Origin of the sequence: Paenarthrobacter sp. NPDC089322 (assembly GCF_040684895.1) — a bacterium.
Classification (GTDB): Bacteria; Actinomycetota; Actinomycetes; order Actinomycetales; family Micrococcaceae; genus Arthrobacter.
Genome location: NZ_JBFBGW010000012.1, coordinates 64,284 through 77,623 on the forward strand (window position 1 = coordinate 64,284; position 13,340 = coordinate 77,623).

Sequence of the window (13,340 nt, forward strand, 5' to 3'; positions counted from 1 at the left end):
CTAATTCGCAGCCAGGCATCGAAACGGGCGCCAGGCGGCATAGGTTACATATGCACGTGGAGCCTGCGCGCGGCCTCCGAGATGGAGCCGGTCAGCGACGGGTACACAGTGAACGCGCTGGCGACGTCGTCCACGTGCAGCTTCTGGGTGATGGCCAAGGAGATCGGGAAAATCAGCTCCGACGCGTTCGGTCCCACCACTACGCCGCCGATCACGGTACCGGATCCCTTGCGGGCGATGATCTTGACGAAGCCGTCCTTGGTGTTGCGCATCTTGGCCCTGGCATTGCTGAGCAGGGAGAGCATGACGACATCGCCCTGGTACTTCCCGGAAGCGAGGTCCGCCTCGGAAACCCCCACGGAGGCGATCTCCGGTGACGTGAAGATGTTGGATGCCACCTGGTTGAGCTTGAGCGGCTTCACGCCGTCACCCATGAAGTGCGCGATGGCGATACGTCCCTGCATGGCCGCCACGGAGGCCAGCGCGAACACACCGGTGCAGTCGCCTGCAGCGTAGATGTTGGGCGCAGTGGTCCGGGAAACGCCGTCCACCTTGATGTGCCCGGATTCGCTGAGCGTCACACCTGCTTCCTCAAGGCCGATCCCTGCGGTGTTGGGGATGGAACCGACGCACACCAGGCAGTGCGAGCCCGTGACCACCGAGCCATCACCCAAGGTGACCTTAACGCCGTCGTCGGTCCGCTCAACCGCGTTGGCGCGGGAACGGGACAGAACGCGCACGCCGCGACGCTCGAAGACACCTTCCAGAAGCTTGGCGGCGTCCGTGTCCTCGCCGGGAAGGACCTGGTCGCGGCTGGAGATCAACGTGACTTTGGAACCCAAACCGTTGTAGGCAGAAGCGAACTCGGCACCCGTGACGCCGGAGCCCACAACGATCAGCTCTTCCGGCAGTTCATTGAGGTTGTAGATCTGCGCCCAGTTGAGGATGCGTTCGCCGTCGGGTTTGGCAGTGGGCAGCTCCCGCGGGTGGGCGCCCACGGCCAGGAGGATGGCGTCGGCATCGATGGTGCGCGTTCCGTCGATGGTCAGCACCTCGATGGTGTTGTTGTCCAGCAGCTTGCCGGATCCAATGACGATTTCCACGCCCAGGCGCTCCAGGCCGAGGCGGATGTCATTGGACTGGCCACGGGCGAGATCCAGCACGCGGTCGTTGATGTGCTTGAGGTCGGCGCGGGGCTCGGAACTGAAACCATCGCCATCGAACTTGACGCCCAGCTCATCCGCCTCGCCGACGCGGGTCATGAGGTCTGCGGTGGCAATAAGGGTCTTGGAAGGCACGACGTCGGTCAGGACAGCCGAGCCGCCAAGGCCTGCCCGTTCGATGATGGTGACTTTGGCGCCGAGCGAAGCGGCCACCATGGCGGCTTCGTAACCTCCGGGACCACCTCCCAGGATCGCGATTCGTGGGGAACTGAAGTCAACTTGGGTGGTCACAATTCTCAATTCTCGCTCATACGCCGTCCGGCTGCCAGTCAGTCAAGCCTCACCACGGCCCCGTACCTACCGATGTGGCGTTGAGGCAGGGTAGCTTGTACCAGTGAGTAACACAGAGCTGATGAACACAGACCCATTCGAAGCTGCAAAAGCCGCTGCGGACTATATCGCTGCCGAGACCGGTGTGGAATCCCATGACGTGGCCCTGGTGCTCGGTTCCGGCTGGGCCGAGGCCGCGGACCTCATCGGCGAAACCACGGCAACCTTGAGTGCGTCCGAGGTTCCCGGGTTTCACAAACCGGCAGTAGTAGGCCACGTGGGCACCATCCGCTCCGTCCTGACCAAGGAAGGCAAGCGCGCGCTGGTCCTTGGCGCCAGGACGCACTACTACGAGGGCAAGGGCGTCAGGTCCGTGGTCCACGGTGTGCGCACCGCAGCCGCCGCCGGGTGCAAAACGCTGGTCCTCACCAACGGCTGCGGCGGCCTGAACGAGGACTGGGCACCCGGAACGCCCGTGCTCATCAGCGACCACATCAACCTGACCGCCACATCGCCGCTTGAGGGTGCCACTTTTGTGGACCTCACCGATCTGTACTCGTCACGCGTCCGCGGCCTGGCCCGCGAGGTGGACCCGTCCCTCCAGGAAGGCGTCTACGCGCAATTCAGCGGCCCGCATTACGAGACCCCGGCCGAGGTGCAGTACGCGAAGCGCATCGGTGCGGACCTCGTGGGCATGTCAACGGCGTTGGAAGCCATCGCCGGCCGCCATGCGGGGATGGAAGTGTTCGGGATTTCCTTGGTCACCAACCTCGCGGCCGGCATTAGTCCTGTGCCTCTGAGCCACGCTGAAGTACTTGAGGCAGGGCAGGCGGCCGGCAAGCGCATCTCCAAGCTCTTGGCGGAGATCATCGCGAAGCTTTAGCCGACGGGTCCCGGCGTCGGGGCGAGGGGTCCGACCGTAACCGTCACCGGATTGCTCGACACCCCATCAACGGTGGCGGTAATGGTGGCCTGCCCACGCGTTCCTCCGCGTACAAGTCCTGCGGGGCTGACAGAGACGAAGATCGGGCGGCTCGACGCCCACTTGATGTCGGGGTTTCCGGGTTTCCCGTCCGTGTAGGTTACCTTCGCGCCAAGTTGAAGGGTTTGACCGGGCTCGAGCGCGTGCGGCCCTGCGGGACTCACGACGACGGCAACCACCGCGTGCACGACGTCGACCTTTGATTGGGCTTTCCACTGCTTGCCCTCACCGTCGACATGGATGGCCTCAATAAGGGTCTGGCCGGGGCTGCGTGCGGTAACCGAACCGGAGGCGCTCACGGTTGCTGCGTTGCCGGGATTGGCGCTCCACGTGACGTCAGTGACCGGTTGTGAGGTCCCGTCCGAGTAGGAAGCCACAGCAGTAAATTGCCGGGTCTGTCCTTGGGGGATGGTCGCTGCGGCGGGATCGATGGCCAACCCCGTGATCCGCGCCGGTGGTGGCGTGGTCACAGTGACCTTCGACGTCCCCCGGAACTCACCTTCGGAGGCGGAAATGGTGGCACTGCCGGGAGCGACGGCTGTGACCAGGCCATTGCCGTCCACCCGGGCCACGGCTTGGTTGTCCGAAGCCCAGAACGCCGTCACATCGAGCTTCCCGAGTGATCCGTCACTGTACGTTCCCTCGGCAGTCAGCTCCACCTTGCCGCCGACATCCACGGAGGCCTCGCCTGGATTGATGCGGACGGACGTCAGCGTGGCTGTTCCCGGCGCCGTGACGGTCAGCTCGAACCGTCCGGAGACGCCGTCGAAAGTTGCCGTCACTGCTGCCACGCCGGTGGCGACGGCGGTCGCCTCCCCGTTCGGGGTAACGTCAGCCACCTCCGGGTTTTCCGAGGCCCACGCCACGCCCTCCCCCAATGTCCTGCGTGAACCGTCGCTGTACGTCCCCTCAGCTGACAAGCGAACGGTGGCTTCCGGGCGGAGGGAACTCGCCGGGGCGCTTACCGCGATGGTTTGCAGCGTTGCAGGCTCCTGGGCCAGGAAGACCCGGACTGCCACCAAGGCTGCCGTCAAAGCCAGCACGCCGGCGATCACTATCGCCCATGTTCGGATCAGGCGTCGGCGGACATGCTCCATTCCTACGCCCAGCGCACGGTCCATATCAGCCGGGTAGGCGCCGACGCGGTATGCCGCCTCGGCGTGGATACGCTGCCGCACCTCCGGCCTCATGCCTTCCCGCCTTCCAAGGAAGCGTGGCCGGTAATGCGCTCGGCGCGTGCCAGCGCCTTGCCCACGTGCGTGGCCGGCAGCGCCGTCAGGCCTGCAATCTCACCGACGGTGAGGCTTGCGAACTCATGAAGGACGACGACGATCCGCTCCTCGAGCGCCAAGGCCGCCAGAGGGTTTTCCTCGATCCGTTGCCGCGTTGGCTTCGGTGGCCGGAACCACTTCATATGCCGCCGCAGGAGCTGGACGAAGACGCACAGCGTGTAGATACGCAGTTGCGGCGTGACCGGACCCTTCCACGTTATGGTCACCTCCGACCATGCCGCTTCCAGGAGTTCCTTGGTCACCCCGGGGTCGTCGCACAGCAAGTGGGCGCAGTACTCCAAGTACCCTTTCTGCTGCTCGAAGACGCTCCGAAGTTCAGCCTGGCGATCCTTGAGCGCCGGAGACAGCTTGATGTTGGGTGAAAGCCCGAAGTCGATCTCCTTGACGGCAGGCATGAGAACAGCCACGGCCAGGGTCAGGAGCCCGGCACCGACAGGGAGGGCCGACAGGAATTCCGGCAAAAGCCCGCCTGCCACGATGGTTGCCAGGGCAATCACGGTGATGACAAGCCGCAGTGGAGTAATCGATGAGCGCCAACGCCGCTTCGGTAACTCACACATACTGCACCAGCTCTGGTGGCGGGGACCATGACTTCAGGTCCGGACTCGCTACCACATTTTACGTCCATCGATTGGAATTGAGCAGACCCAACTGGGTCGCAGTTGTGCGCGTTTTCGGTGCTCAGAACGTGCACAAATGCGACCTAGTTGGGTGAGGGCATACGGGAACTGAACCGGGCCGTCAAGTCATGTTCCGCGTTTGTAAACACACAGTGAATTCTCAGAATAAGTCTGTTTTATCGAGAAACATTTGACTTCGTAGCGACGGAAATGGCACGCGCGCGCAGTGGCAATGTAAGCGCTTGCACGCCTCCCCCTTCCCAGGCCCTTCTTCGCTCCGAAACACGCTTTGATTTGTTCCCTCACACGTGTTTAGCGTGGAGATCGCCCCGGTAAGTCGACGTGCCGGAGCCACTGCCGCGGGTCCCCATGAAGGACCCCGCGCTACCTCGAAACGATGGCGTCCCTCGAAGACGCCACCAGCGGATCGAAGGACGCCTGAGTTGAGAGCCCCATTCAGGGGAACCCAGGGCATGCGCCCCACTCCACGAAGTCCAACACTCCGCGAGAAGAGCAAGCATGAACACGCACTCAACCCCTCAACGGCCTCGCCGCCGGCTTCGCAAGGCAACCGCCTTGGCTGCCGCAGCAGGCGTGGCCGGCAGCATCCTGCTGGTGTCACCGGCGGCGCAGGCCAACCTGCCGGCCGACCCGCCGTCGAACACCATGCCGGCACCCACGCCCGGCTTCCCGCTGCCGACCAAGCACACGCAGCAGGCCTACGACCCTGCCGCCAACTTCACCTCCAAGTGGACGCGCGCGGATGCCAAGCAGATCATGGCGCAGAGCGATCCCAACGTCGCTCCCGGCGAGAACTCCATGAGCCCCGACGTCACGATGCCGGAGATCCCCAAGGACTTCCCGGCCATGAACGACGACGTCTGGGTATGGGACACCTGGTCCCTGACCGACGAGCACGCCAACCAGATCAGCTACAAGGGCTGGGACGTCATCTTCGCCCTCGTAGCCGACCGCCACGCAGGCTACGGCTTCGACCAGCGCCACTGGAACGCCCGCATCGGCTACTTCTTCCGGAAGACCAACGCGGATCCTGCCAAGGACAAGTGGAACTACGGCGGACATCTGTTCCTGCCCAACTCCTCCATCGGCAACACGGAATGGTCCGGCTCCACGCGCCTCATGCAGGGCAACAAGATCAACGTCTTCTACACGGCCACCACGTTCTATGACGTGGCCGAGCGCAACGCCGGCGGTGGAGGCATTGCGCCCGACGCCGTGATCGCCAAGGCGCTGGGCAACATCCACGCCAACCAGGACGGCGTGACCTTCGACGGCTTCCAGCACACCAAGCTCCTGGAGCCGGACGGAAAGTGGTACCAGAACAAGGCCCAGAACCCGGGCTTCGCGTTCCGCGACCCGTACACATTCGTTGACCCCGCCCACCCCGGCAAGACGTTCATGGTCTTCGAAGGCAACACCGGCGGCACCCGCGGTTCCTACAAGTGCAAGCAGGAAGACCTGGGCTACCGCCCCGGCGATCCCAACGCAGAAACCCTTGACCAGGTGAACAACACCACCGGCGCCTGGTACCAGACCGCCAACGTGGGCCTGGCCGTGGCGGACACCAAGGACCTGACCAAGTGGAGCTTCCTGCCCCCGATCCTGTCCGCCAACTGCGTGAACGACCAGACTGAGCGTCCGCAGATCTACATCCAGAACGAGGACGGCAAGAACAAGTACTACCTGTTCACTATCAGCCACCAGTTCACGTACGCGGATGGCATGCGCGGCCCGGACGGCGTCTACGGCTTCGTAGGCGACGGCATCCGTTCCGACTACCAGCCGGTCAACAACAGCGGCCTGGCCTTGGGCTCGCCCACGGACCTCAACATGCCGGCCAACGCACCGGAAGGTCCGGACCCGCGCCAGAACGGCCGCCAGTTCCAGGCGTACTCGCACTACGTCCAGCCGGGCGGCCTCGTGCAGTCCTTCATCGACAACGTCGACGGCGTCCGCGGCGGCTCCCTGTCCCCCACCGTGAAGATGAACTTCAAGGCGGGCGTGACGCAGGTTGACCGCAGCTTCGGCCAGAACGGACTTGGCCCCTTCGGCTACCTCCCCACCAACGTCCGCGTTGGCGGCGAAGGCCTCTACAAGTAGGCCGGACCACCCCGGCCATATGGCCACGGCGGGGCCGGCATCAGAAAGGCCGGCCCCGCCACCCCAACCCCCCCAGGATTTACCCCCATGACTTTCCCCAACCCCGCCTCAACCAGCCCCAAGCTGTCCCGCCGCCAACTGCTCGCGGCCAGTGCCGCCGTCGTGGTTTCGTTCTCAGCCGCCGCCTGCACTGCTCAACGCACCGCGGAAGGCCCGACGCCGGTCCCCGCCTCGCGCGCGCCGCAACCTGCCGCTTCGGACCCGTGGCGGCCGGCAGTCCACCTCACCGCCGAAAAGAACTGGCTCAACGACCCCAACGGCCTCGTCTACCACGACGGCACATACCACGCCTTCTACCAGTACAACCCCCGCGGAAACTCCTGGGGCAACATGTCCTGGGGCCACTCCACCAGCACGGACCTGGTGCACTGGGAACAGCAGCCTGTGGCCATGGAAGCCAGCGCGGAGGAAGAGATTTTCTCGGGCTGCATCGTGATGGATACGAACAACGCGTCGGGCCTGGGCTCCGCTGAGAACCCGCCCATGGTTGCCCTGTACACGAGCGCCTATGGCAACAACGGGGCCCTCCCGAAGGGCGCACAGGCCCAGTCGGTGGCTTTCAGCCTGGACAAGGGTGCCACATGGCAGAAGTACAAGGGCAACCCCGTGCTGAACCTGTCGCCCACCAACAACAACTTCCGCGACCCCAAGGTCACTTGGTACGAACCAGGCCGCTATTGGGTGATGACCACCGTTGTCGCCGACGCCCAGGTGGTCAAGATGTTCAAATCCACGGACTTGCTGCGCTGGGACTTCCTGAGCGATTTCTCCGGCGCCGGCGCCCAGGGCGGGCTTTGGGAAGTGCCCGAGCTGGTGCAGATGGATGTGGACGGGTCCACAGCGAAGAAGTGGGTCATGCTGCTGAGCATCAACCCCGGCGGCATCGCCGGCGGCTCGGGCATGCAGTACTTCGTGGGCGAATTCGATGGCACGCGTTTTGTTGCCGAGGACGCGGCCGCACCTGACGCGCCGCTCCACGAAAGTCAGTGGCTTGACCACGGGGCTGACTATTACGCGGCCAACTCCATCTCCGGCGCTCCCGGCGGAAAGCCCGTGCTGCTTGGCTGGATGGGCAACTGGGACTACGCCCAGCACGTCCCCACCACGCCGTGGCGGGGTTCCATGGCCATTCCACGCGAACTCAAGCTCGTCCGCGGGGAGAAAAGGCTCGAATTGCGCTCAGCCATCGCGGCCGCTGCGGTGGACGCGTTAGGACGTTCCGGTGAGGTCAAGAGCAAAAACCTCACCGTCAGCTCATCGCTGGAGGACCTGGGCAACGATTTCCGGAGCCGCACGCAATTGATCGACGTGGAGATGGACCTTGCGTCGGCACGCGAGGCAGGGGTTGTCCTCCGTTCGTCAGCGGACGGCCAGGCAGGACTGCGGATCTCCTACACGAGGGAGTCGCGCACACTGAAGGTTGACCGTTCCCGGGCCGGAACCACCAACTTCTCAGAAAAATTCAGCCCTTATCACGAGGTTTCGCTGCCCGACTCCGGCGGTTCTGACCAGAAAGTCCACCTGCGCATCCTCCTGGATTCCTCATCCGTGGAGGTCTTCGCGCAGGACGGCTCCGCCGTCATCTCCGACACTTTCTTCCCTGAGTGGGACACCACGGGATCCTCGGTCTTCAGCACGGACGGTGACACGGACTTCGTGGTCACGTCCCGGATTTTATAACCCGTCCCCACGCCTCGTTGCCGAGGAGGCAGTCATTGAGGATAGTTTTGTCCCTATGACATCAAGCAGCGATGCCGCATTCGAACAGCTCATTAAGGACGCCCGGGAGTGGGCGGACCAGGACCCGGACCCCGCCACATCGGCCGCTCTCCGCGAACTCATCGGGCTGGCCGAAGACGGAGATCCCGGTTCGGTACAGGAACTCGGTGACAGCTTCAACGGCACGCTGCAGTTCGGTACGGCCGGGCTTCGTGCAGCACTGGGCCCCGGTCCGAACAGGATGAACCGTGTGGTCGTCCGGCGTGCTGCGGCGGGTTTGGCGGCTTTCCTCAACGAAACCGTCGCCGCTGCGTCGCCGGGAACCCGGCCGCGCGCCGTCGTCGGCTTTGATGCCCGCTACAATTCGGACATCTTCGCCGAAGAGACGGCGGCGATCTTCACGGCAGCGGGCATCGAGGCGTTGCTGATGCCAAGCGCGCTTCCGACGCCGATACTCGCCTACGCTGTCAAGGCCCTGGATTGCGACGGCGGCGTGATGGTCACGGCCAGCCACAACCCGCCGCAGGACAACGGCTACAAGGTCTACCTCGGGCGGAATGCCGTGAGTGAGAGCGGGCGGGGCGCCCAGATTGTGGCGCCATACGACGCGGAGATTGCGGCGAAGATCGACGCCGTAGGTGCCTTGGACTCGATCGCCCTGGCGGACGACGGCTGGACCGTCCTGCCCGCATCGATTGCCGCTGAATACGAAACTGCCATGGCCGGCCTGGTGGACCGGGAACATTTCCCGGCCCGGAACCTGAAAATCGTCCTCACGCCCATGCATGGGGTGGGCGGAGAAACGGTTGTGTCCGTGCTGAATTCGGCAGGCTTTGCGGACGTCACCCTCGTTGCGGAACAGGCAGAACCGGATCCGGACTTCCCCACGGTCGCATTCCCCAATCCCGAAGAGCCCGGAGCGTTGGACCTCGCCCTGGCGGCTGCCGCAGACGCTGATGCGGACATCGTCCTCGCCAACGATCCCGACGCCGATCGGGCCGCGGTTGCGGCGGTGGATCCCGCCACGGGAACCTGGCGGATGTTGCGTGGCGATGAAGTGGGTGCGCTGCTCGGCGCGCACGTGGTTGCCCGGCTCGCGACCGTTTCCGGTGACGAGCCTCGGGCGGGTGTCTTTGCCAACTCGATTGTCTCCTCGCGCTTGCTCGCCCGGATCGCTGCAGCAGCGGGCTACGCGCACGAGGAAACACTCACGGGCTTCAAATGGATTTCCCGCGTCCCCGGCCTCACCTACGGGTATGAGGAGGCTTTGGGCTACTGTGTCGCACCGGACCTGGTCCGGGACAAGGACGGCATCTCGGCGGCGGTGCTCATTGCGGAGTTGGCGGCAACTGCCAAGGCCGAGGGAAAGTCGATCTTCGACACGCTCGATGACCTGTACTTGGTGCACGGACTGCACGCGAGCGACCAATTGAGCATCCGCGTGGCCGACCTTGGGCTGCTGGATGCCATGATGAACCGCTTGCGGGTCAACCCGCCGGAAGCGTTCGGAGGGTCCGCCGTCGAGGTCTTCACGGATCTTTCGGAAGGAAGCGAAGGCCTGCCGCCCACGGACGGTTTGCTGTACATTACGCGGGACCAGAGCCGCGTGATCATCCGGCCAAGCGGCACGGAGCCGAAATTGAAATGCTACCTGGAGGTCATCCAGGCAGTGGAGTCCGCAGCAGAGCTACCCGCTGCGCGGCTTGCAGCGCGGACATCCCTGGACGACGTCCTGCGGGATGTCCGCGAAGCGCTGGGCCTGTAGGAGCTCCTTTTAGAGCTCAACCTCGATGTAGCCGTCCACGATCCGGGTGGCATACGTTGCGAGCTTCAGCTCAGGGTGCGTGAAGCACTCACCGGTTTCGAGGTCGTAGACCTCCTTGTGCAGCGGTGACGCGATGGTCGGCCGGCTGCCGCGGGATCCGATGATGCCGCGGGCCATCACGTTGGCCAGCGTTGCCGGGTCCTGCTGCGCGACGGCGAATACCTGGTCAGGCGCGGTGCGGAACAACGCCACCTGCCGGCCCTCGATAAGTGCCGCTTCGCCCCAGGCCAGTTCGAGTTCGTCCAGCGGGCACACGCTGTGCCAGGTTGCTGTGGCCAGGTCCTCGGCACGGTCAAGAATTACGGTCATTTTCAGCCCCTCTCACTGTGTCCGGGTGCTGGCAATTCCACCGTCACTCCCCCGGACCGGGCCACGCTTGCGGCCACTCCTCCACGCTAGGGCGCGGGTGTTTCATGCGGTGTCTGCGTTTGTGTCCGGCGCGTAAAAGAGACCTCACAGATCGCGAAATGCGTTCGTGATGCAGAAGTTAAGATCACGAAACAAACGGGAAACTGAAGCGAAACTGCCCCTCCCTAGGCTGGATTCACAAGTTGCGGAGATCCGTCTGCAACAACTGCGAAAGGCCCACCAGTGACCGGACACACTTCAAGTACAGAGAACCCGCGCCGCATCGTCGTTGTCGGAGGCGGCCCTGCAGCCCACCGTTTCGCTGACGCCATGTACAACCGCGGTCTTGAAGGCTGGCAGGTCACGGTGCTCACCGAGGAAGCCCACCTTCCCTACGACCGCGTGGCACTGAGCAAGGCCCTGACGGAAACGGATGTGGACCTTACGTTGGGTGAGGCGTCCATGTGGGACCACGAGGCACTGACCCTGAAGACCGGCGAGCGCGCCATCAAGATCGACGCCGACGCAAAGAGCGTCCTCACCGCCGCCGGCAACAAGTACGAGTACGACGAACTGGTGGTCGCTTCGGGCTCGGACGCCATGCGTTTGCCGATCCCGGGAGCCGAGCACACCCACGTGTACCGCACGCTCGAAGACGTGTGGGCCATCAACAAGGCGATCGCCGACCTCGGTGCGAAGCTGGGACGCAAGGTGAACGCCGTCACCATCGGTGGTGGCCTCCTGGGCCTGGAGTCCGCTGCCGGTACGGAGCAGCTTGGCGCAACCCCGGTTGTCATCAACGGCGCACCATGGCTGATGAACACACAGCTCGATGAGGGCGCCGGCCAGGCGCTTGGCCGCCTGATCGAAGCCAAGGGTTTCGAAGTGCACGGCGGCGTTTTCCCCTCCGAGGTAGTGACGGACGCCGACGGCCAGGTCACCGGAGTCCTCATGGCGGACGGCCGCACTATCCCTGCGGACCTCGTGATCGTGGCAATCGGCGTGAAACCGCGCGACGAACTGTTCCGTGCCGCCGAGGGGGAAGAGCAGGTCTTCAGCCTGGGCCAGCGCGGCGGTGTGGTCATCAACGATTTCTGTGCCACCGAGGTGGACGGTATTTGGGCGATCGGCGAGGTAGCCAACTTTGGCGGCATGTGCCTGGGCCTTGTTGCGCCAGCCAACACCATGGCCGAGATCGTGGCTGACCGTCTCCACGGCGGCGAGGCAACGTTCCCCGGCTTTGACACGGCCACCAAGCTCAAGCTGTCCGGTGTGGACGTAGCCAGCTTTGGTGACGCGTTTGCCAGGACTGAGCACTCCCTGGAAATCGTCTACGCCGACCCGGCCCGCGGTGTGTACCAGAAGATTGTCACCACGGATGACGCCAAGACCCTGCTGGGCGGCATCTTCGTGGGAGATGCTTCCCCATACATGAGCCTGCGTCCGCTCCTGGGCCGCGAGCTCCCCGCTGAACCCGGCGCCTTCCTGAGCGCGGCAGGCGGCGGCGAAGCACCGGAAACCGAACTTCCCGACGACGCCATCCTTTGCTCCTGCAACAACGTGGCCGCCGGTACTATCCGCGACACCATCAATGGTTGCGGCGCCTGCGAAGGCAACGCGCCAGTGCAGGAACTTGGCGAGCTCAAGGGCTGCACCCGTGCCGGCACCCAGTGCGGTTCCTGCGTCCCGATGTTGAAGAAGCTCCTTGAAAGCGAACTGAAGAAGGCCGGCGTTGAGGTCTCCAAGGCCCTTTGCGAACACATCAGCCTGTCCCGCCAGGAGCTCTTCGACGCGATCCGCGTCCTGGAGCTCACGTCCTTCGAAGACATCATGGCCAAGTACGGCACTGGTGCCGGTTGCGATATCTGCAAGCCAACCATTGCTTCCATCCTTGCCAGCCAGCACTCCGCGTATGTCCTGGATGCCGGCCGAGGCACCTTGCAGGACACCAACGACCGTGCGTTGGCCAACATGCAGAAAGACGGCACGTACTCCGTGGTTCCGCGCATCGCCGGCGGTGAAATCACCCCGAAGGGCCTGGGCGTCATCGCTGCTGTTGCGGAGAAGTACGGCCTCTACACCAAGATCACTGGTGGCCAGCGCATCGATATGTTCGGTGCCCGGCTGGAACAGCTCCCGGAAATCTGGAAGGAACTGGTGGACGCCGGTTTCGAATCCGGCCAGGCCTACGGCAAGAGCCTGCGCACTGTGAAGTCCTGCGTTGGTTCCACCTGGTGCCGCTTTGGCGTCCAGGACTCGGTGCAGATGGCCATCGCCTTGGAGCTGCGCTACCGCGGCCTGCGCAGCCCGCACAAGCTGAAGATGGGTGTTTCGGGTTGCGCCCGTGAGTGTGCCGAGGCCCGCGGCAAGGACGTCGGCGTGATCGCCACGGCAGACGGCTGGAACCTGTACGTGGGCGGCAACGGCGGCGCCACGCCGGCTCACGCCCAGCTGCTTGCCAAGGACCTGGACGACGAAACCCTGCTGAAGTACATCGACCGCTACCTCATGTACTACATCCGAACGGCAGACCGCCTGCAGCGTACCGCGCGTTGGCAGGAAGAACTCGACGGCGGGCTGAAGCACGTTGAGGACGTGGTGGTGAATGACTCTCTAGGCATCGCCGAAGAGCTCGAAGCCGCGATGGCCAAGCACATCGACACCTACGAGGACGAATGGGCTGAAACCCTGAAGGACCCCGAGCGCCTCCGCCGTTTCCGTTCCTTCGTCAACGCCCCCAACCAGAAGGACGAGTCCATCTCCTTCGTTCCGGAGCGAGGCCAGATCCGCCCCGCGACGAACGAGGAAAAGGGCGGCGTGCTCATCGCCTCCACCATCCCGGTCCGCAGTACTGCCGGCGCAGAACACTAGGAGGACTCC

The 13,340-nt window shown here is 64.2% G+C and carries 9 protein-coding genes; 5 read left to right on the forward strand and 4 right to left on the reverse strand.

Annotated elements, in window-relative coordinates; genetic code table 11:
- Positions 1–44 precede the first annotated feature (44 nt).
- Positions 45–1,454 carry an NAD(P)H-quinone dehydrogenase gene (locus tag AB0N65_RS13175; RefSeq protein WP_364162025.1) on the reverse strand — a complete coding sequence of 470 codons (1,410 nt, stop codon included), beginning with the start codon at positions 1,452–1,454 and terminating at the stop codon, positions 45–47.
- Between the two features lie 121 nt (positions 1,455–1,575).
- Between AB0N65_RS13175 and AB0N65_RS13180 the strand changes: the two genes are divergently transcribed.
- Positions 1,576–2,376: a purine-nucleoside phosphorylase gene (locus AB0N65_RS13180; protein ID WP_364162028.1), complete on the forward strand. Its 801-nt coding sequence runs from the start codon at positions 1,576–1,578 to the stop codon at positions 2,374–2,376.
- On the opposite strand, the gene AB0N65_RS13185 is transcribed toward AB0N65_RS13180, so the two are convergent.
- Complete coding sequence (locus tag AB0N65_RS13185; RefSeq protein WP_364162031.1) at positions 2,373–3,665, reverse strand: Ig-like domain-containing protein; 1,293 nt, start codon at positions 3,663–3,665, stop codon at positions 2,373–2,375. The two genes, AB0N65_RS13180 and AB0N65_RS13185, sit on opposite strands and share 4 nt — an antisense overlap.
- Complete coding sequence (locus tag AB0N65_RS13190) at positions 3,662–4,327, reverse strand: hypothetical protein (RefSeq protein ID WP_364162034.1); 666 nt, start codon at positions 4,325–4,327, stop codon at positions 3,662–3,664. Before AB0N65_RS13190 ends, AB0N65_RS13185 begins: the two co-directional genes overlap by 4 nt.
- Positions 4,328–4,906: 579 nt before the next feature.
- On the opposite strand from AB0N65_RS13190, the gene AB0N65_RS13195 reads away from it, so the two are divergent.
- From AB0N65_RS13195 to AB0N65_RS13205, 3 genes are all read left to right on the forward strand, one after another.
- On the forward strand, positions 4,907–6,508 hold the full coding sequence (locus AB0N65_RS13195) for a glycoside hydrolase family 68 protein (protein ID WP_364162036.1): 1,602 nt from the start codon (positions 4,907–4,909) through the stop codon (positions 6,506–6,508).
- 87 nt (positions 6,509–6,595) lie between these two features.
- Complete coding sequence (locus AB0N65_RS13200; RefSeq protein WP_364162039.1) at positions 6,596–8,248, forward strand: glycoside hydrolase family 32 protein; 1,653 nt, start codon at positions 6,596–6,598, stop codon at positions 8,246–8,248.
- Positions 8,249–8,303: 55 nt separating this feature from the next.
- A complete protein-coding gene (locus AB0N65_RS13205; protein ID WP_364162042.1) occupies positions 8,304–10,052 on the forward strand; it encodes a phospho-sugar mutase in 1,749 nt (582 codons plus the stop codon).
- A 9-nt stretch (positions 10,053–10,061) separates the two neighbouring features.
- Here the strand turns inward: AB0N65_RS13205 and nirD are convergent, their stop codons facing one another.
- Positions 10,062–10,421 carry a nitrite reductase small subunit NirD gene (gene nirD / locus AB0N65_RS13210; RefSeq protein WP_364162045.1) on the reverse strand — a complete coding sequence of 120 codons (360 nt, stop codon included), beginning with the start codon at positions 10,419–10,421 and terminating at the stop codon, positions 10,062–10,064.
- 282 nt (positions 10,422–10,703) lie between these two features.
- On the opposite strand from nirD, the gene nirB reads away from it, so the two are divergent.
- Positions 10,704–13,331 (forward strand): nitrite reductase large subunit NirB, encoded by a 2,628-nt coding sequence (gene nirB, locus AB0N65_RS13215; RefSeq protein WP_364162048.1) that lies wholly within the window; start codon positions 10,704–10,706, stop codon positions 13,329–13,331.
- Positions 13,332–13,340 lie beyond the last annotated feature (9 nt).

Coding starts and splice junctions, on each gene's coding strand:
- AB0N65_RS13180 (WP_364162028.1), top strand. CDS start 1,576: ATGAACACAGACCCATTCGAAGCTGCAAAAGCCGCTGCGGACTATATC.
- AB0N65_RS13185 (WP_364162031.1), bottom strand. CDS start 3,665: ATGAGGCCGGAGGTGCGGCAGCGTATCCACGCCGAGGCGGCATACCGC.
- AB0N65_RS13190 (WP_364162034.1), bottom strand. CDS start 4,327: ATGTGTGAGTTACCGAAGCGGCGTTGGCGCTCATCGATTACTCCACTG.
- AB0N65_RS13195 (WP_364162036.1), top strand. CDS start 4,907: ATGAACACGCACTCAACCCCTCAACGGCCTCGCCGCCGGCTTCGCAAG.
- AB0N65_RS13200 (WP_364162039.1), top strand. CDS start 6,596: ATGACTTTCCCCAACCCCGCCTCAACCAGCCCCAAGCTGTCCCGCCGC.
- AB0N65_RS13205 (WP_364162042.1), top strand. CDS start 8,304: ATGACATCAAGCAGCGATGCCGCATTCGAACAGCTCATTAAGGACGCC.
- nirD (WP_364162045.1), bottom strand. CDS start 10,421: ATGACCGTAATTCTTGACCGTGCCGAGGACCTGGCCACAGCAACCTGG.